This is a genomic window from Pelodictyon phaeoclathratiforme BU-1, assembly GCF_000020645.1.
Classification (GTDB): Bacteria; Bacteroidota; Chlorobiia; order Chlorobiales; family Chlorobiaceae; genus Chlorobium; species Chlorobium phaeoclathratiforme.
This window is the reverse complement of the sequence record NC_011060.1, coordinates 2,804,097-2,822,403: the sequence shown is the minus strand read 5'-3', so window position 1 is coordinate 2,822,403 and position 18,307 is coordinate 2,804,097. Positions and strand designations below refer to the sequence as shown.

Sequence of the window (18,307 nt, the reverse complement as noted above, 5' to 3'; positions counted from 1 at the left end):
GTGCGACAAGTGTGGTATAGTCTATAAAATTCTGCACGTCTGTTATTTAATGGATCTTGTTGTTCTGATGTTATGGTTAACTTCAAAGGTATTGAGCTGCTCCTTAAGATTTCTTTTAAATGCAAGACTTGTGATAAGGTTGAGCAATTTATAGGGGTTATGCTTGACTCTATTGGCGATATTTATCCATGAGTATGTTTTGTAATAGCTGGTCATGAACTTATGCTGAAAGGCTATCGGGTCGTAGTGTTCTGAGTGAATTACTAGATTTATGGCATTGTATTTTTCCCAATCATAATCGGTGATAAGCCCCTTCTCCTTGTATTCCCAGTACATTTTCGTACCCGGATAGGGAGTGATGATTTGAAAAATCGGCATAAAGATATTATTCTTGCCCACAAAACGAACCAGATCGTCCATATCCTTAAAGGAGTCAAGATCCGGGTTGACAAGGAAGTTTCCCTGGACATTCAGTCCGGCTTGTCTGCACTCTTCAATGACCTGGGAAAATTTTTCGGCTGAGTTTATATGGCCTTTATTATACGCTTCAAGGGTGCTCTGCTTAATAGACTCAAATCCAACCAGTACCATATTGCAGCCCGACTCAACCAGTTTTTTTATCGTCTCTTTGTCTTCAAGGAAGTTCATGCTGAAAAAGACGCTGTAGTTGATATTGCATCCTTTTAAAAGATCCAGTGTTTCCCATAGCCTTTTTTTGCTAACACCGAGGTTCTCGTCGCAAAGCATGAACCAAGGTTTTGATGACTTCGATTTTGCTTTGAAAAATACTTTTTTAGCAGTTTCAATCTGGCGTTTCAGGTCTTCCGGTTTCTGTGATCGATATAACTTCCCGGTGAAATTAGGTGTAACACAAAATGAGCACTCATAAGGGCAACCGCGTGTTACATAGATCGGTATGGATTTTGACCCGTCAACTTTTTCCCTTTTGGAAGCCTGGGCAATTCTTTCGTAATCTAACGGAACGATTTTTGTTACAGGTGGGAAATCTTTTGCGTTGTATGTTGGTTTTAAACAGCCAAGACTTACATCTTCAAGAACGGTAGCCCATAAATTTTCTGCTTCTCCGCACACGATGCAGTCGGCATGAGCCATGGCTTCTTCAGCATTAAAGGATACATGAAGGCCGCCCAGGATGACTTTTTTGCCTTTTTCACGGAACTTGTCAGCTATCTCATAGGCTCTTGTTGCGTCGATAGTTCGAGAGGTAATGCCTACTAGATCGTAGTCACCGTCATAGTTGATGGAGTCTTCAAAATGTTCATCGGCGATTTCAATATGGTGCTCTTTGGGAGTAAGGCTGACGAGAACACCTATGGCCATATGGAATAAGGGCTTCTGGTTTGTCTTTGAGTCTTTTTTCCCTTTTGGAGCAATAAACAGCAGTTTGAGTGACTTTTTTTGAGTGACAGGATTCGTCATATTACTTGCCTAAGGATAAATTGATTTATCAAGAATGCCTGTTTATTTCGCGATATGTTAAAGTGCATCAAAAGTAAATCCGCTGTTCTTCGCGTAGTTCTGCGAAAAATAGAAAATAAAGATATTAAAAATATGGTTGATTAAAAATCGAAAACCACAGAACTTCAGATAGTGCATGATTTTACGACTGCTGTTTTGCATAGCTGGTTTTATTGGTGGTTTGGTGGCTTATATTTTCAAATGTTGTGATGGCGTTCGAACGTATCAAGCTGTTTCCGGAGGTTCTATTGAAACGAAAAGGCTATGTTATGAAGTGGACCCCAACCGGTGGACAAAAAGTGGCTGAGTTTAAGTTGGTAACCTGACCTGTTCATGCAGCGGAAAGGCGCTGCCCCTCTTTTACCTTTAACTCTTCTGTCTGCTTGTTCTTGTTATACTTGTCAACTATTCTTGCACCACCTCCAACGGCTGTCCGGTAAACCTTATCTGGCGTACTGTAGCCCAACGACTGATGCTGCCTTTCAACGTTGAACAATACAAAATATTCCTTTAATCCGCACTGTAATTCTGCTGCGGTGGAGTAACCTTTGAGATATATATCCTCATATTTGACACTCCTCCAGAGTCGTTCGACAAAGATGTTGTCCAGTGCTCGGCCACGTCCATCCATGCTAATACTGATGGATGGGTGCTCCGTGAGCGCTCCGACAAAGGCGGCACTCGTAAACTGGGCGCCTTGATCGGTGTTGAAGATATCGGGTGTCCCGTATTTTCGTAACGCTTCTTGCAGACAGTCAACGCAAAAGGTGCTTTCCATCGAGTTCGATAATCGCCAGGAGAGTACTTTCCGGGAATACCAGTCGATGACTGCCACCAGATACATAAAGCCCTTTGGAAGGAGAATATAGGTGATGTCAGTCGACCAGACTTGGTTGGGTTTTGTGACATCAACTCCCCGCAAGAGATAGGGGTAGATCTTGTGCTCCGGATGCGGTTTGCTGGTGTTGGGGCCCGGTGCCATACCGGCCAGACCCAACCTTCGCATAAGCCGCTGAACCCGTTTCCGGTTGATCTGGTAACCCTCGCTACGAAGATAGTGCATGATTTTACGACTACCATAAAATGGATGCTTGGTGTACTCCTTGTCAATCAGTTCAAGCAACTGCAAGTCTTCTGCATCAGGAAACAACACGATAGACGGCAAATATATCGTCGAACGATTAACGGACACAAGGACGCATTGCTTTGCCACCGGCAATGGCTCTTTGTCGCTGACCCACCATCTGCGCACACTCATAGGGACAGTCCGGACTTTTTTTTAAGCCAATCCAGCTCGACCTTTAACCGCCCGATTTCCGTATAAAGCTTTTCAGGATCTGCAGCCGGTTCAACTGGTTTTGGACCCCGTTTGGCTTCAAACAAGCTTGATGCCTGTTCCTGCAACTCTTTCTTCCACTTACCGACCTGAACGGGGTGTACTCCAAATTCCTGACCGATTTCATTCAGCGTCTTGACCCCTTGAATAGCCTCAAGTGCCACCTTGGCCTTAAAGCCACTGCTGAAATTTTTTCGTGTCCTTTTTGTCATTACCTGCTCCTTTTTGGGGCAAGTTAACAACTTAAACCACTGTCTAAAATTCGGGGTCCACTATATTATGAGTACCAGTGCACTTCATGTGCAAAAATTACAAAATTCTGTATGCTTGAAAAACTTTTTCATAATGGATGATCTCCTGTTGCGCCTCTTTTTGGTTACATTACCCATTGACATGGTAATACCAAGATGCTAAGGGAGCTTCTGCTTTTTTGATTAAGGCTGAAGAGTGTGCAATTAACCGGTTATTATTTTAAACATTCAAATGCATAACGATAATGGCAAATGATGAACAAAAAGGCGGATTTTTTTCCCGATTCAAAAAAAAAGCAGCTTCTGATCAGGAGGCGCCCAGCATCAAGCCTTCAACGCCTCCGGCAGTTCAACAGCAAAGCCGCAACGTCGTGACGAAACCTGAAACCAAGAGCTCTTTGGCGACCGCTGCGCAACCTGTCGCGCCCGTGGCTGCGGCTCCAGCATCATCAGAATCTCCTATTGATACTGTTGAGGCTTTCAATGTCTTATGTATTGCTCTGGTTGATATTACCAACTCGCAATTGAAGGTTATAGAGATGGCGCTCAGTATGTTTTCAAATTCACTCAATAAAATTGTGAATGGAGCAAAAGCAAAAGAGTAGGCGGCTTCGTTCAGGTTTTCCGATTCAGGGTTGATGATGAGTTATCAGGTCCCGGTCTTATGCTAAAAAAAAAGTTTTTATGGACAACCATCAACAGCGCCTTTCACCGGAAGGGCTGATCAAGCCTGTAGCAACGATTGTCGGCGGTGCATTTCTTTTATCTCCTTTCGGGATTCCTTTTTTTGTTCATGGAGTTCCACGGATCCTGCTTGCAGGACTTGGAGGGTTATTGGCTGGAAAAGTTGCAGACAAGGTTGTTGAAAAGTTTGCTGAAAATTTAGGACAGGTGATGCAGCAAAAGGCTGAACAGTGTTGACAATTTATGGGTGGAACTCTCAACCGACGACAAGCGTTTTAAAAAAATAAAACTCTTTATTGGGATTTTTAATCTTTTTTAATATTGCCATGGAAGTTGTTGGTAAAAGCAAAGCGCATGTTGTTCTTGACTCATGTTTACATGAATCGGTCCTCTATTTCTCAGATCATACAAAGCTGATGAACTGTAATCCTTATTGCAGTAACGTCAAGCATTTAATAGAACTCGATATGTTTCAATGGGTTTTTCAGGTTGCTGATCCCCGAAACAATCCGATCACGGCGGTTTTTTTTGTCCGCCAAGTTGAAGAGGCGTTTTCGTTTGAAGACAGTTATGGTCAGCAATTGGCTGCCAGGGTGAAAGATATGGCCCATCTCAATGGGAATGGAAAGCGGATTCGCATGGAGGCTGTTCATGATTATCCTCAGTTTGACGCGGTTGCTCCTCATACCTTTGTCGGCAAGGCAAGTTCCGAAATTTGCCTGCTGCATCAGCATGATGGCCGTACATCAGTTTATTTTGACACCAATATTGCGCTTGATTTTGATCTCTCTTTTCCCTTAAACCTCATGCCGGAGGGTATACTCAAGTTCATGAGCGAAGCGGTCATGTCACAGATCATGCAGCAGGCAACGGAAAGTATGCTCTGTCAGGTACAGTCAGATATTTGCTGTACTGCGGCTGAACTTGCTGTAGAAGGAGGTAAAAAGTAAGGGATTTTTCGTGATGTAGTCCCGCCTTTTTCCCCGCTTGCAATGAAAGTGCTTGCGGGGAATATTTTTTTTTATACCTTTATACCGGTACGGGGTACGGGTATCTTATTATTGCCGTTAAAACCAGAAAGTTTTATGAATGACGTGATTCTCAGACTGAAACGGGTAGGTGGTCAGGTTGAGGGACTTATCAGAATGATTGAAAGGGAGGAGGAGTGTTCCCAGGTTATTACACAGTTTCAGGCGGCAAAAGCCGCTTTGGATAACACTTTTTCGTTGGTACTTCACCGCAATCTTAAGGAGTGTATGAATAATGGTGACTCAAAAAGTGCGGAAAAGATTTTAAAACTCATATCTAAACAGTAGATGAACATGAAGATATATAAGGCGTTAATCGGCTTTTGCATGGTGGGCGCTTTGGCCGTTCCTCTCCAGGCAAATGCTGGCGAGACCATGAAGCTCTCTCTTTCCGATGCCATCGCCATGGCCCGTCAAAACAACTATACCGTAAAGGCTGCACGAAGCCGGGTTGATCAGGCTGAGGCAAAAATTGTCCAGACCCGTCAGTCATTCCTGCCGAAAGTTACGTTGTCGGAGACGCTTGTCTTGACCAATGACCCTGGGGCGGCATTGGTTTTTAAATTGCAGCAGAACACGATAGAGGCATCTGATTTTGATCCGGCAAAGTTGAATAATGCTGATATTATCAATGATTTCAATACCTCCATTCAGGTCATGCAGCCGGTTTACAACGCTGATGCTGCCGTAGGACGGAATATGGCGATAACGGCCAAGAAGGCACAGGAGCATATGGCTCTTCGCAGTGAGGAGACTATCGGGCTCCAGGTAAGCAAAGTCTATTATGGGTTGATTCTTGCACGCAAGAATATAGAGGCTGTTGAGAAGTCGATAACAACCATGCAGGCACACAGTAACGATGCCGCCAAAGGTTATCGTGCCGGGTTACTGCCGAAGTCTGACAAGCTGTCAACGGATGTCAGACTTGCTGAACTTCAGGAGCAGAAAATGTTGTTGCATGATGAGATAAAAAACGCAACAGAGTCGCTTGTGGTGATGTTGAACCTTGATCGGGGTGTTTCCATTATACCTACGGGTGATTTTGTTGTCGATGCTGTGCTGCCTGAGGGAAATGAGAAAAACAGGCCTGAGGAGCGGGCCGATCTAAAAGCGCTCGAAACCTATCGGCAGGTTGCAGCCCTGCAGGAAGAGATGGTTCAGGCTTCAAGGCGTCCACGTTTGAACGCTTTTCTGCAGACAAATCTGCACAGTAACAATATTTTTGGCGGGGGTTCAAGCTGGGCGCTCGGGATGAACATGCAGTGGAATATTTTCGACGGTATGTCTTCAGTGGGACGTATCCAGGAATCCAAAGCCCAGGCGCGTGAGGCAATGTACAATTATGAAGCTGCAAAGAGCAATAGTCTTGTGGAGGTGAGCAAATCGTTCCGGTCGCTGAAAACCGCCAAGGCAAGAATTGCCGTTGCAAGGAAATCATTGGAGGAGGCAAGGGTAAGTCTTGATTATATAAGCACACAGTTCAAGACTGGTATGGCGATGACCTTCGAACTCCTGATGAGGGAGCAGGCTTATACCTATGCTAAAATGAGGTTGAATCAGGCCACATATGATTATTGTGTATCAAGAAGTGAGCTTGAATATTACCGTGGCAACTGAGAAGCTTTCCTAACTGAAGCAGAATAATGCAATGAGCATGGATATAAAAAAGAGATGTCTTCTTCTGGTGGCCATTCCACTCTTTGTTGCGGGGTGTGGCAATCGTGAAGAGCCGAAAAAGAGCCCGATCCAGTCACCTTCAGTTGAGGTCGGTGCGATCGTTCCTGTTCGCGCGCTCAATTCAACCGAGAGCGGAGAGCGCTTGCTGGTGCCGGTATCGGCAATTTTTCATAAAGGAGAACTTACCGGAGTTTTTGTTGTCGGGGCTGATAACCGCCTCTCGGTACGTTGGATCAGTACAGGGCGCTCCATGAATAATGACCTTGTTGTTCTTGGTGGTTTGGATAAAGGAGAGCTTGTGGTTGGGGTTTATAGTCCAGCGCTTGTTGAAGGTGTAACGGTAAAAAAACGTGTGACTGTGGAGGATCAAACCAATGAATGAAGGTATTGCCGGTAAACTCGCAAAACAGTTTATCAATTCGAAGATTACGCCGCTTCTGATGGTGGCCTCTCTCCTTGTGGGTATTATGGCGACGTTCATGACCCCCAGAGAGGAAGAGCCGCAGATTGTGGTACCGATGGTTGATCTGTATATCCCCTATCCGGGAGCCACTCCGGCAGAGGTAGAGTCACGGGTCGCCAAGACGGTAGAGCGTTCCTTGACAGAAATTCCGGGAGTCGATTATGTCTATTCCACCTCCATGCCCGATTTGGCGTTAGTGACCGTACGTTTTAAGGTCGGTGAAGATTCTGAGAAAAGTATGGTCAAGTTGTGGTCGACCTTGATGAAAAACATGGACAAAATGCCATCAGGTGTCCAGTTTCCTCTGATGAAAAAGGTCTCTATTGACGATGTTCCAGCCCTTAATCTCACCTTCTGGAGCAAGACGAAGGATCCCTATCAGCTCCGTAAAACAGCCGTTGAGGTAGCCGATGAACTGAAAAAAATCAAGAATATCGGTGACGTCGAAATAAAGGGAGGATTGAAACGCCAGGTAAAAATTGTGCTGAACAAGGAAAAACTCCGGCAGTTCAATGTGAGCCCTTTGCAGATTGCCCGTCAGGTACAATTGGCAAACAGTCAGATGACTGCCGGAGATTTCAAGCAGATGAATGAGGAAATCATTGTCCGCTCGGGAAGCTTTTTTGAGAGTGCCGGCGAAGTTGCCAATATTGTTGTTGGTATCTATGGCGCATCACCGGTTTATCTCCGAGATGTTGCCAGTGTTGTTGACGGGCCTGAAGAGGTCAATAACTACAACTTTTTTGGCTGGGCTGCTGCTGCCCGGACAGGTTCCGCTACAGGGGAGTATCCGGCAGTGACACTGACGGTGGCCAAACGGCAGGGAAGTGATGCCTCCAAACTTGCCGACAAGGTGATTGCAAAGGTTGATGATCTCAAAAAGAACCTGATTCCTGCTGATGTGACGGTCAGTGAAACAAGGAACTATGGCGCAACGGCAACAGACAAAGTATTTACCCTGCTTGAGCATCTGCTGATGGCTGTCGTAGCCGTAACGATTGTCGTGGGCTTTTTCCTTGGATGGAGGGGCGCGCTTGTGGTTTTTGCTTCGGTACCGATCACCTTCGCACTCACCCTGCTCATCTACTATCTGCTCGATTATTCACTCAACAGGGTTACTCTTTTTGCCTTGATTTTTGTGACGGGTATTGTCGTTGATGATTCCATTATCATTGCCGAGAATATTCATCGTCATTTTGCAATGAAGCGGCAGCCCAAACTGCAGGCTGCAATTACGGCTATCAATGAGGTGGGCAATCCGACCATTCTGGCAACCTTCACTGTTATCGCCGCCGTACTGCCGATGGTTTTCGTTTCCGGTTTGATGGGTCCCTACATGAGCCCGATGCCGATCGGAGCTTCGCTGGCAATGATATTCTCCCTTCTCGTTGCATTGATAGCAACACCCTGGCTGGCCTTTCGTCTTCTGAAAACCGAGACGGGACATCATGAAGAGTATGATATTACCAAAACGGGTTATTACAAGCTCTTCAATACCATTCTCTCTCCTTTTATCGAGAGCAGTTTCAAGAGATGGATCGCTTTTGGTGTGGTTGGATTGATGCTCATTGGCGCTATTGCACTGGTGCCGTTGAAGGCTGTCCAGATGAAGATGCTTCCGTTTGATAACAAGAATGAGTTTCAGGTAATTATTGATATGCCGGAAGGAACCGCTCTTGAGCAGACGGCAAGAGTGACCAAGGAGATTGCAGCCTATCTGAAAACGGTGCCTGAGGTTCGCAGCTACCAGTATTATGTGGGTACCAATGCGCCCATCAACTTCAATGGTCTTGTCCGCCACTATTACCTTCGTCAGGCCAAGAACATGGGTGACATCCAGGTCAACCTTGTTCCCAAGGATGAGCGCAAGGTGCAGAGCCATGATATTGCCAAAAAGGTGAGAGCCGGTGTGCAGCAGATTGCAAAACGTTATAATGCAAACGCAAAGATTGTTGAGATTCCTCCGGGCCCTCCAGTGCTCTCAACTCTTGTTGCTGAAATTTACGGTCCTTCGCAGGTGGAGCAGATTGCGCTTGCCCGCCAGGTAAAAAAGGTCTTTGAAGAGACTCCGGGTGTCGTTGATGTTGACTGGCTTGTTGAGGATGACCAAAAAGTATTCAATCTTGTTGTCAACAAAGAGCGTGCTGCTTTCCGCGGAGTAAGTGCCGAGCAGATAGCCCAGACACTGCGCATGTCGCTTGCAGGTATGGATGTTGGTGTGCTGCATACGGACAAGGAACTTGAACCCGTATCGATTCAGGTACGTCTGCCTCAGTCTGACAGAACATCATTGCAGGATCTGTCAGGTATTTTTGTGCAATCGCAGGGTATGGGAAGCCTGACAACCCGTCTGCGCGCCGGCGAGATGATTCCGCTGTCGGAGCTGGTGACCGTTGAAGAAAAAATCCAGGACAAGAGCATTTATCGCAAAGATCTTCGCCGGGTGGTCTATGTGACGGCGGATGTGGCTGGTGCAACGGAGAGCCCGGTCTATGCCATGCTTGATATGGATAAAAAGATCGAGAAGCTTAAGGTTCCTGGAGGGTACAGTGTGAGTCCTCTTTATACCGCCAATCCGACATCGGAGGATAAGCTGGCGATGAAATGGGATGGGGAGTGGCAGATTACCTTTGAGGTTTTCAGAGATCTTGGCACGGCCTTTGCCGTTGTTCTTGTCATTATCTATCTGTTGATTATCGGCTGGTTCCAGTCTTTCAAGACTCCGCTGATCATGATGATTGCCATTCCTCTGAGCCTTGTGGGGATTATTCCTGGCCATATGCTGCACGGAGCTTTTTTTACCGCAACCAGTATGATCGGTATGATTGCACTTGCAGGTATCATGGTTCGTAACTCCGTACTGCTCATTGACTTTATCCAGATTCGCAGGGCTGAAGGTGTTGATCTTAAACAGGCGGTCATTGAGTCAGCGGCTGTTCGTACACGGCCGATTATTCTGACTTCAGGAGCAGTAGTCATTGGTTCTATTGTTATGTTGTTTGATCCTATTTTCCAGGGACTGGCCATATCGCTGATCTGGGGAGGTATTCTTTCAACCATTCTGACCCTCGTGGTTGTACCGATTGTCTATTATATTGTAGAGAAGAAATCAGCAAAAAAGTAGAAGAGGCCATCACATGAAATTTCTTGCTATTATGGGGCACGAGGAGACCCGTCCGCAAGTGCGGGCTCTCTTCCAGAAGTATCAGGTACACATGTTCAGCAATGTTGCAATCCGGGGCTGCAACTGTGACCGGAAAAAGCTGCAGCAGCAGTCTTGGTGGCCTTCAGATGAGGTGTCGGCAACCTATTCATCGCTCTGTTTTGCCATTCTTGATGACGACAAGGCAGAGGCGATCATGGTTGAACTTGAAAAGAATCCTATAGCCGAGGATAAGGATTTTCCGGCAAGGGCCTTTCTGATGAACGTTGAAAAAACAGCCTGATCAAGGGAAACTCCATGATTGTCAAACAGTTTCGGACAGGTGGCGACAGAAATTTTGGTTACCTCGTTGCTGATGAAGTTTCAAAAGAGGCCATAGTCATTGACGCTTCTTTCAATCCCGCCATTATTGTGCAGTTTGCTGCCGAACAGGGATTTGTGATCCGTTTTGTTTTTTCAACTCACGGTCATGACGATCATACCAATGGGAATGAGGCTATTGGTGTGATGACAGCTCTTTCTCCCCTGCTTTTCGGTGATACCTGTCCGAGGACAGGTATTACCGTTGAGGATGGAGCGCTCTTTCCTCTTGGTTCTCTTGAGGCTCGTATTCTTCATACACCAGGACATACGGCGGATTCCATTTGTATTCATGTTGGTGATGCTCTTTTTACTGGTGACACCCTTTTTACAGGGAAGGTGGGCGGTACCGGCACAGAAGAGCAGGCGTTTGCTGAATACCATTCGTTGCAGGATAAACTCATGTTGCTGCCGGCAGAGACAACAGTCTACCCCGGTCACGATTACGGCCTGTCGCCGATTTCATCAATCAGCAGGGAGCGTGCTTCCAATCCTTTTTTGCTGCAGGGTGATTTCAATGCATTTCTTGCTCTTAAACAGAACTGGGCAGCATATAAAAAGAGGCATGGAATTGCATAATTCCTCGTTTTGAGCGGTCAGTTTTTGCATTTATGTTGTTTTTTTTTATAAATTACGTTTACGTTGCCGGTTGTGTTCATAAATCTGGCAATCCTCCCTTTTTCTGCTTTCTTGACAATAAAATCGGTGGCCTGTCATTTACTCTGCTGAACGGTAAAAATGGGCGTTATCTGTTTTTTTAATAATAAGTAACCTGATGACTATGGATCAGCTTATAACATTGCGTACGCTTGCAGTATCTGCCCTTATGCAGAAAGATTTTCAGATAATCAAAGGAAGCTGTACGGTTGCCGAAGCTCTGCAGATTATGAAAAGAAGCCGGGAGAGTGGTCTTATTGTTGAGCCTCGTAACGAGGATGATTGTTATGGTATTGTGACTGAAAAAGATATTCTTGAAAAAGTGATTGATCCGGGAGAGGATGTTTATCGTGATCCATGGAATACGCCTGTGTTTCAGATTATGAGCAAGCCGGTTATCAGTGTTAATCCCGGTCTCAGGGTCAAGTACGCTCTTCGTCTGATGAAAAGGAGTAATGTCAGACGCCTTACTGTTATGGAAAACAATAAGATTATAGGTATCCTAAATATGACAGATGTGCTTCATGCTGTTGAGGAACTTCCTGTTCATGATGATCATGTAGCCCTTTAGCCATCGGGGTACGTTGCACAGCTTTCCTCAATAATACCAGAAAGACCAATTTCAGTGAACGGGGCACTTGCTTTTGCCGTGCCCGTTCATTTAATCAGTGAGGTTCTCTTTACAGCTTCACAAGGAGATTTGAGCGTATGAAACCATTTGATATTGTCATTGTTGGTGGTGGGGGTGCCGGACTTTATGCCGCCATGGAGGCAATGAAAACGAATCCGGCACTCAATATTGCCGTTCTTACCAAAGTCTATCCCAATCGGTCGCATACCTCTGCGGCTCAGGGTGGCGCTAATGCTGCGCTTGCCAACAAGGCAAAGAATGATACGGTTGAGATGCATATTTTCGACACCATCAAGGGCAGCGATTATCTTGCCGATCAGGATGCGGTTGATGTGCTTTGTTCTGAAGCGCCTAAAATTATTCGTGAGCTTGAAAATATGGGGACGCCGTGGTCAAGAATGGATGACAAGACCATAGCACAGCGGCCATTCGGCGGAGCAACTCTTCCAAGGTGTTGTTACTGTTCCGACAAAACAGGTCACACGATTCTGCAGACACTCTACGAACAGTGTTTGAAAAAAGGGGTGATTTTTTTCAATGAGTATTTTGCGCTGAGCCTTTCGGTTAACGGGAGTCGTTCGAGAGGGCTTATTGCCATGAATATGAAGAGTGGCAAAGTTGAGGCTTTTCCGGCAAGGACGGTAATTTTTGCTACTGGCGGATATGCCAAAATGTACTGGAATCGCTCAAGTAATGCTGCAGGCAATACCGGCGATGGCCAGGCCATTGCTTTCCGCTCAGGTATTCCTCTCAAAGATATGGAGTTTGTCCAGTTTCATCCCACCGGACTGAGAAAGAGTGGCTTGCTCATCACTGAAGGGGCGAGGGGTGAAGGTGGCTACCTTGTCAACAAGGATGGAGAGCGTTTCATGGCCAGATATGCGAAAGAGAAGATGGAACTTGGCCCGCGGGATCTTGTGTCGCGCTCAATTGAAACCGAGATCAATGAAGGGAGGGGATTTGACAGCCCTGCAGGAACCTATATCCATCTTGACCTTACCCATTTGGGGGCTGACCTTATCAAGTCGCGGTTGCCCCAGATACGAGAGATGTCCATGCAATTTGAAGGCGTTGACCCCATAGAGGAGCCAATTCCGATCAGACCGACCGCTCATTATTCGATGGGAGGAATCGACACTGATAATTTTGGCCGAACAGTTATGCAGGGCGTTTATGCGGCTGGCGAGTGTGGTTGCGTATCGGTTCATGGTGCAAATCGTCTTGGAGGAAATTCTCTGCTTGATATTCTTGTGTTCGGTCGTATTGCTGGCCATACAGCGGCTGAAGAGGCTGGCAAATTTGATCCGGGAACGATACCGGAAGTCGAACTCAAGGAGCAGTATGAAGAGATCCGGGGAGGCATGCATGCATCCGGTCACTATGAACGGTATGGCGCTTTGCGGGAAGATCTTGGTCATACATTGGCGAGTAACGTTGGTATTTTCAGGGAATCCTCTCTGATACAGAAGGGTATCCAGGATATTGCGGAGCTTAAAGAACGCTTTAAAAAAGTCCGTATCTTTGACACCAGTGATGTTTTCAACACCAATCTCATGCAGGTGCTTGAACTGAAAAATATGCTCGATCTGGCCGAAACCGTTGCAGTCGGCGCTTATGCCCGCCAGGAAAGCCGGGGCTCTCATACCCGGATTGATTTTCCTGTTCGCGATGACGAGAACTGGCACAAGCATACATTGGCAACCCTGGTCGATGGCAAAGTGGTCCTTGGTGAAAAGCCGGTGACTATGGGACGTTATGAACTTAAGGAAAGAACTTATTAACTATTTTGCTTATGACGGCGCCAATAGAACAGCATAAAGAAGGGAAAAAAGATGTAACCTTCCGGGTTTTCCGCTTCAATCCGCAGGTTGACAGTAAATCCTATTTTGACGATTATACCATTCCGGTTGAGAGAGGTATTACGGTGCTCAGGTCGTTGAATTATATCAAAGAGCATATTGATGGATCGGTCAGCTTCAGGGCTTTTTGTCAGGCAGGAATCTGTGGCTCGTGCGGCATGAGAATCAATGGGCTCTCCCAGCTTGCCTGCACGACTCAGGTATGGGATGTGCTTGCCAAAAGCCGCGAGCCTGGTGTCATAAAGGTTGAGCCGTTGCGCAACCTGCCGCTTATCAAGGATCTTATTGTTGATATGGACCCGGTTGTTGATAAAATGACACACTACTCAAACTGGGTTGACTCAACGATGCCCGAGGCCCAGATGGGCAAGAAAGAGTTCCTGATCTCTGAGGATGAGTTCCTTCGCTATGATAAGGCGACAGACTGTATTCTTTGCGCTTCATGTGTCTCTGAATGCAGCATTTTGAGAGCGAACAAGGAGTACGTTTCGCCTGCCGTGCTGCTGAAATCGTACCGCATGAATGTTGACAGTCGGGATTCCCTCCATGAGCGGCGTCTCGCCGAGCTGGTCAAGGATCATGGCGTTTGGGACTGTACACACTGCTACCGCTGTCAGGAGAGTTGCGTCAAAAGCATTCCGATCATGGATGCCATTCATGGAATACGTGAAGATGCCATTGAGAGCCGGGGAATGAAGGATACGAGTGGTTCCAAACATGCTGAAGCCTTTATGTCCGACATTGAAAAGAAAGGCAAGCTGGTCGAAGCTACTCTTCCGATCCGTACCAATGGAGTCTTCTGGACAATGCAGAACCTTCTGCCGATGGCCATGAAGATGATCATGAAACGCCGGACTCCACCACCACCGCCGCTGGTAAAATCAGCCAAGGGGATCAAGATCTTCCGCGTAATGTTCAGGGAGATGACCGAACATGTGAAGCAGGATCATAAAGCTCATAAAAAATAACAGGGGAGAACTGCTGGATGAAGCGATATGCATATTACCTGAGCTGCATCAATGAGTCTATGACCAAGGAGGTAGACCGTTCGATTGAGCTTTGGCAGAAAGATCTTGGAATTGAGTTTGTCAAACTGCACGAAGGCACCTGTTGCGGGGGAAGCAATCTTGACTATGTCAGCCCGAAACATTTTGCGCTGGTCAATGGACGCAATATTGCATTTGCCGAAAAGATGGGGCTTGATCTTATTGTCTCCTGCAATACCTGCCTTATGACGATCCGTACAGCAAAGAAAAAGCTTGATGAGTCGCCGGAACTGAAAAAAGAGATTAACGATATCCTCAAAAAAGAGGGGCTTGAATATCGTGGTACTGCTGAGGTGCGCCATCTTCTTTGGGTACTGGTTGATGATGTCGGGCTCGATACCATTCGTCAGAAGGTGAAGGTTCCGCTGAAAAATTATCGGATAGCTCCATTTTATGGCTGCCATATCCTTCGGCCATCCACGGTTCTTGGTCATGATAATCCGCTTGATCCAACCTCACTTGATCAGTTGATTGAGGCTTTGGGTGGACAAACCATTCCCTATAAACATAAAAATCGCTGCTGTGGATTCCATACCCTGCTGGTTGCTGAGCAAGAGTCGCTCAGTGTGGCGGCAGAGGCGCTTAAAGAGGCTATTGACTCAAAAGCTGATTTCATTGTAACACCCTGTCCGCTCTGCCATACGTCGCTTGACGGCTATCAGGCCAAGGCGCTCAAACATGCCGGCGTTGAGAGTTCTATTCCTGTTTTTCATATTTCCGAAATGATTGGTCTTGCTCTTGGCTACAGTGCCAAACAACTTGGCATCAAACGTCACATTGTGTGCTGAAGATGCATCTACTCATCTTCCGGAAAGTTTTAAAAAAAGGCTAAAAAAGTGTAGCTTTGCGTTTTTACTTTGCTCTCAGCCGGGGAATTACCGGACGATCTGACGGGCCCTTGTTTTGTTAACCCATCAAATTATTGCGTTGCATGCTCAAAAATGATCTTTTTCTCCGGGCACTAAAACGCCAGCCATGTTCCAGAACCCCCATCTGGGTGATGCGTCAGGCAGGTCGTTATTTGCCGGAGTACCGTGCTGTGAGAGAAAAAACCGATTTTTTAACCCTCTGTAAAACTCCGGAACTGGCAACCGAGGTTACCATTCAGCCTGTTGAACTGATGGGTGTGGATGCGGCTATTATTTTTTCTGATATTCTTGTGGTTAATGAAGCCATGGGCATGAATGTCGAAATTATCGAGTCCAAAGGGATCAAACTCACACCGCCGATCCGTTCACAGGCCGATATCGACAAGCTGATTGTTCCTGATATCGATGAAAAGCTTGGCTATGTGCTTGATGCACTTCGCATGACCAAGAGAGAACTCGACAACCGTGTTCCCCTCATCGGCTTTACCGGCGCGGCATGGACGCTCTTTACCTATGCAGTTGAAGGCGGTGGATCGAAAAACTATGCCTATGCCAAAAAGATGATGTACCGTGAGCCGGCAATGGCCCATGCGCTGCTTGGCAAGATTTCCGGTGTTATCACGGCCTACGTGCTCAAGCAGATCGAAGCTGGCGCCGATGCCATCCAGATATTCGACTCATGGGCAAGCGCACTCTCCGAGGACGACTATCGTGAATACGCCCTTCCCTACATCAAGGATACCGTTCAGGCCATCAAGGCAAAATATCCTGACACTCCGGTCATCGTCTTCTCAAAGGATTGCAACACCATTCTTTCTGATATCGCTGATACCGGTTGTGAGGCCATGGGTCTCGGCTGGGGTATTGATATCGGCAAGGCACGCGCTGAACTTGGCGACCGTGTAGCTCTGCAGGGTAACCTTGATCCAACGGTACTCTACGGTACACCCGACAGAATCAAAGCTGAAGCCTCCAAAATTTTGAAGTCTTTTGGCCAGCATACCGAACATTCAGGCCACGTTTTCAACCTCGGTCATGGCATTCTGCCCGATATGGATCCGGAAAATCTGAAACTGCTTGTTGAGTTTGTCAAGGAAGAGAGCGCACAGTACCACTAAGGGTTACTGCTCTTTTTCCCCATTTTAACTCCGCCCTGTGTTCTGCACGAGGCGGAGTTTTTTATTATTACTGTCGTTTGTAAACCCGTTTTTTCAGGAACTTATGAACTCAAGCACCATAAGCACCGTGATGGTCAGGCAGATGATCGAAGTCGCAGCCATTTGTTGGAGCCGTGATGATTGGTAAATTTGGCGGAAGAAGTGATTTTTTGTTTTCCATGAAGAAAAACTTAACTTATAAGTGAAGCGCGGCTTTGAGATCGTCTATCAGGAGCATGGGCTTGGTGGGGCACTCTATTCTGTTCGTTTTGAGGGTGAAGAGAAGAGCGAGCTTGACAAGTTTTTGGAAGACAGGAGGATACAGGCTTCCAAAGATTTTGACTCTCTTGTTTCACGTCTTGAAGACATGGTTGATTCTTTTGGTTTCAAGGAGCACTTTTTCAAAATCAGGGAGGGCTCAATCAGGGATTCTCTGGCAGCGTTTCATTATGATAATGGCCCTCTGAGGCTTTTTTGTCTGCGATGGTCAAGTGTACTGCTGATTGCCGGTTCAGGGGGGATCAAAAGAACCCGTACCTATCAGGATGACGGGGTGCTTCGTGATGCTGCCGAAAAACTGCAAAGGATTGATGAGCTGATTCAGGCCCGTCAGAAGTCCCGTGACATCATTATTGATGCAACCACTGGTATGATGGCGGGTAATCTTAACTTTTACATCTGACTCGTTATAAGATCATGACATCATTGCTCAGAAAAGCGGCAGCGGCGGTATCGCCCACTACAAGGAGGTTTGTTGAGCGTCAGGGTGCGTTTGCGGTAAGGGTTACTGAAATCATGAAAGTGAGCGGTATAACTCAGCGTCAACTTGCCGAAAAGCTTGGTAAAAACGAGTCGTACATCAGCCGGATAGTTGCCGGATGGGCCAATCCGACACTGAAAACTATTGTTGAATTTGAGGTTGCACTTGGCCAGAATGTCATTGAGATTCCCTGTCAGCATAAAAGCGAGGGGAGCACCGTTATTGGTGATGATAGCGTGTGGGAGTTGGGTGAAGGGGTGAAGAGCACCAGTATGCCTGCCCTTTGTATTGGTACAAAAATTTATTTCATAAACAGTGCGGGACATTCAATGGTTGGTTGACCGTCATGGAAAAGAGATCTCCAATTGGTATTCAGTATTCAGGGTTTCGGTTTAAGAGTTTTTCTTTCAGGGAACCTGGAGGGGTTGGGAAAAACGAGTCGTTCAATTTTGAAACTTCCATGGCGATAAGAACGGCAAAAGAGAGGATTGTTGTTGGATTGATGATTCTGGTGAACCGGAAGAGTGATGGCGTAACGTATGCCAAAGCAGAGACTGAGTCGCTTTTTTTGGCTAAAGGGCTGGATCAGGTTGCCGACAAGGGTGGCAATATCAATCTCCCGGAAGATCTTCTCTTTACCGTGATCTCTTTGGCAATTTCAACCTCAAGAGGCGCATTGATGGTCAAGGGTGCGGGTACTTTCCTTGAAAAGATACCGATGCCGATTGTTGATCCGCAATCATTTTTTCAGCAGAACAAGCCAGTGAATTTGTAGAGGGGGTTGACTCCTCAAGTACAAACAATTCCCCCTGTTGTTGCAATCTGTTCCACCAGCTTTCTGCATTTTCCTGTATATTGACCTGTTTTACTTCGTTACAGGTTTAAAA

At 46.4% G+C, this 18,307-nt stretch carries 19 protein-coding genes; 17 read left to right on the top strand and 2 right to left on the bottom strand.

Annotated elements, in window-relative coordinates; all coding sequences use genetic code 11:
* Positions 1-42: 42 nt before the first annotated feature.
* Positions 43-1,440 carry a B12-binding domain-containing radical SAM protein gene (locus PPHA_RS13465; RefSeq protein WP_012509361.1) on the bottom strand — a complete coding sequence of 466 codons (1,398 nt, stop codon included), beginning with the start codon at positions 1,438-1,440 and terminating at the stop codon, positions 43-45.
* A gap of 370 nt (positions 1,441-1,810) precedes the next feature.
* A protein-coding gene (locus PPHA_RS13460) for an IS3 family transposase (protein WP_150085722.1) occupies positions 1,811-3,027 on the bottom strand; the annotation gives its coding sequence in 2 pieces (ribosomal slippage) (positions 1,811-2,751 and positions 2,751-3,027; 1,218 coding nt in all).
* A gap of 284 nt (positions 3,028-3,311) precedes the next feature.
* On the opposite strand from PPHA_RS13460, the gene PPHA_RS13450 reads away from it, so the two are divergent.
* From PPHA_RS13450 to PPHA_RS13370, 17 genes are all read left to right on the top strand, one after another.
* Positions 3,312-3,671: a hypothetical protein gene (locus PPHA_RS13450; protein WP_012509358.1), complete on the top strand. Its 360-nt coding sequence runs from the start codon at positions 3,312-3,314 to the stop codon at positions 3,669-3,671.
* 79 nt (positions 3,672-3,750) lie between these two features.
* Entirely contained in the window at positions 3,751-3,987 is a 237-nt protein-coding gene (locus tag PPHA_RS13445) for a hypothetical protein (RefSeq protein WP_012509357.1), read from the top strand.
* Between the two features lie 89 nt (positions 3,988-4,076).
* On the top strand, positions 4,077-4,700 hold the full coding sequence (locus PPHA_RS13440; protein ID WP_012509356.1) for a DUF1997 domain-containing protein: 624 nt from the start codon (positions 4,077-4,079) through the stop codon (positions 4,698-4,700).
* Between the two features lie 135 nt (positions 4,701-4,835).
* Entirely contained in the window at positions 4,836-5,066 is a 231-nt protein-coding gene (locus tag PPHA_RS13435; RefSeq protein WP_012509355.1) for a metal-sensitive transcriptional regulator, read from the top strand.
* A 6-nt stretch (positions 5,067-5,072) separates the two neighbouring features.
* Positions 5,073-6,395: a TolC family protein gene (locus tag PPHA_RS13430; protein WP_012509354.1), complete on the top strand. Its 1,323-nt coding sequence runs from the start codon at positions 5,073-5,075 to the stop codon at positions 6,393-6,395.
* A gap of 31 nt (positions 6,396-6,426) precedes the next feature.
* Positions 6,427-6,837 carry an efflux RND transporter periplasmic adaptor subunit gene (locus PPHA_RS13425; RefSeq protein ID WP_012509353.1) on the top strand — a complete coding sequence of 137 codons (411 nt, stop codon included), beginning with the start codon at positions 6,427-6,429 and terminating at the stop codon, positions 6,835-6,837.
* Complete coding sequence (locus tag PPHA_RS13420; protein ID WP_012509352.1) at positions 6,830-10,042, top strand: efflux RND transporter permease subunit; 3,213 nt, start codon at positions 6,830-6,832, stop codon at positions 10,040-10,042. Before PPHA_RS13425 ends, PPHA_RS13420 begins: the two co-directional genes overlap by 8 nt.
* A 13-nt stretch (positions 10,043-10,055) precedes the next feature.
* On the top strand, positions 10,056-10,364 hold the full coding sequence (locus PPHA_RS13415) for a hypothetical protein (RefSeq protein WP_012509351.1): 309 nt from the start codon (positions 10,056-10,058) through the stop codon (positions 10,362-10,364).
* 14 nt (positions 10,365-10,378) lie between these two features.
* Complete coding sequence (locus PPHA_RS13410) at positions 10,379-11,020, top strand: hydroxyacylglutathione hydrolase family protein (protein ID WP_012509350.1); 642 nt, start codon at positions 10,379-10,381, stop codon at positions 11,018-11,020.
* A gap of 202 nt (positions 11,021-11,222) precedes the next feature.
* Complete coding sequence (locus tag PPHA_RS13405; protein WP_041526568.1) at positions 11,223-11,669, top strand: CBS domain-containing protein; 447 nt, start codon at positions 11,223-11,225, stop codon at positions 11,667-11,669.
* Positions 11,670-11,806: 137 nt separating this feature from the next.
* Positions 11,807-13,510 (top strand): FAD-dependent oxidoreductase, encoded by a 1,704-nt coding sequence (locus tag PPHA_RS13400; protein WP_012509347.1) that lies wholly within the window; start codon positions 11,807-11,809, stop codon positions 13,508-13,510.
* Positions 13,511-13,521: 11 nt separating this feature from the next.
* Positions 13,522-14,556 carry a succinate dehydrogenase/fumarate reductase iron-sulfur subunit gene (locus tag PPHA_RS13395; protein WP_012509346.1) on the top strand — a complete coding sequence of 345 codons (1,035 nt, stop codon included), beginning with the start codon at positions 13,522-13,524 and terminating at the stop codon, positions 14,554-14,556.
* A gap of 17 nt (positions 14,557-14,573) precedes the next feature.
* Positions 14,574-15,422, top strand: coding sequence for a CoB--CoM heterodisulfide reductase iron-sulfur subunit B family protein (locus PPHA_RS13390; RefSeq protein WP_012509345.1), 849 nt, complete (start codon positions 14,574-14,576; stop codon positions 15,420-15,422).
* Between the two features lie 143 nt (positions 15,423-15,565).
* A complete protein-coding gene (hemE, locus tag PPHA_RS13385) occupies positions 15,566-16,621 on the top strand; it encodes a uroporphyrinogen decarboxylase (RefSeq protein ID WP_012509344.1) in 1,056 nt (351 codons plus the stop codon).
* A gap of 241 nt (positions 16,622-16,862) precedes the next feature.
* Complete coding sequence (locus PPHA_RS13380) at positions 16,863-17,342, top strand: hypothetical protein (RefSeq protein ID WP_012509343.1); 480 nt, start codon at positions 16,863-16,865, stop codon at positions 17,340-17,342.
* A gap of 14 nt (positions 17,343-17,356) precedes the next feature.
* The gene (locus PPHA_RS13375) at positions 17,357-17,761 is read left to right on the top strand and encodes a helix-turn-helix domain-containing protein (RefSeq protein WP_012509342.1); all 405 of its coding nucleotides are present in this window, start codon (positions 17,357-17,359) and stop codon (positions 17,759-17,761) included.
* A 119-nt stretch (positions 17,762-17,880) separates the two neighbouring features.
* The gene (locus PPHA_RS13370; protein ID WP_223293930.1) at positions 17,881-18,195 is read left to right on the top strand and encodes a hypothetical protein; all 315 of its coding nucleotides are present in this window, start codon (positions 17,881-17,883) and stop codon (positions 18,193-18,195) included.
* The last annotated feature ends 112 nt before the right edge of the window (positions 18,196-18,307 follow it).

What these genes read in the sequence shown, in the direction of transcription:
- hemE (WP_012509344.1), top strand. Translation starts at nt 15,566, where the DNA reads ATGCTCAAAAATGATCTTTTTCTCCGGGCACTAAAACGCCAGCCATGT.
- PPHA_RS13465 (WP_012509361.1), bottom strand. Translation starts at nt 1,440, where the DNA reads ATGACGAATCCTGTCACTCAAAAAAAGTCACTCAAACTGCTGTTTATT.
- PPHA_RS13375 (WP_012509342.1), top strand. Translation starts at nt 17,357, where the DNA reads ATGACATCATTGCTCAGAAAAGCGGCAGCGGCGGTATCGCCCACTACA.
- PPHA_RS13410 (WP_012509350.1), top strand. Translation starts at nt 10,379, where the DNA reads ATGATTGTCAAACAGTTTCGGACAGGTGGCGACAGAAATTTTGGTTAC.
- PPHA_RS13390 (WP_012509345.1), top strand. Translation starts at nt 14,574, where the DNA reads ATGAAGCGATATGCATATTACCTGAGCTGCATCAATGAGTCTATGACC.
- PPHA_RS13440 (WP_012509356.1), top strand. Translation starts at nt 4,077, where the DNA reads ATGGAAGTTGTTGGTAAAAGCAAAGCGCATGTTGTTCTTGACTCATGT.
- PPHA_RS13430 (WP_012509354.1), top strand. Translation starts at nt 5,073, where the DNA reads ATGAAGATATATAAGGCGTTAATCGGCTTTTGCATGGTGGGCGCTTTG.
- PPHA_RS13435 (WP_012509355.1), top strand. Translation starts at nt 4,836, where the DNA reads ATGAATGACGTGATTCTCAGACTGAAACGGGTAGGTGGTCAGGTTGAG.
- PPHA_RS13450 (WP_012509358.1), top strand. Translation starts at nt 3,312, where the DNA reads ATGGCAAATGATGAACAAAAAGGCGGATTTTTTTCCCGATTCAAAAAA.
- PPHA_RS13370 (WP_223293930.1), top strand. Translation starts at nt 17,881, where the DNA reads ATGGCGATAAGAACGGCAAAAGAGAGGATTGTTGTTGGATTGATGATT.
- PPHA_RS13400 (WP_012509347.1), top strand. Translation starts at nt 11,807, where the DNA reads ATGAAACCATTTGATATTGTCATTGTTGGTGGTGGGGGTGCCGGACTT.
- PPHA_RS13395 (WP_012509346.1), top strand. Translation starts at nt 13,522, where the DNA reads ATGACGGCGCCAATAGAACAGCATAAAGAAGGGAAAAAAGATGTAACC.
- PPHA_RS13420 (WP_012509352.1), top strand. Translation starts at nt 6,830, where the DNA reads ATGAATGAAGGTATTGCCGGTAAACTCGCAAAACAGTTTATCAATTCG.
- PPHA_RS13445 (WP_012509357.1), top strand. Translation starts at nt 3,751, where the DNA reads ATGGACAACCATCAACAGCGCCTTTCACCGGAAGGGCTGATCAAGCCT.
- PPHA_RS13425 (WP_012509353.1), top strand. Translation starts at nt 6,427, where the DNA reads ATGAGCATGGATATAAAAAAGAGATGTCTTCTTCTGGTGGCCATTCCA.
- PPHA_RS13405 (WP_041526568.1), top strand. Translation starts at nt 11,223, where the DNA reads ATGGATCAGCTTATAACATTGCGTACGCTTGCAGTATCTGCCCTTATG.
- PPHA_RS13415 (WP_012509351.1), top strand. Translation starts at nt 10,056, where the DNA reads ATGAAATTTCTTGCTATTATGGGGCACGAGGAGACCCGTCCGCAAGTG.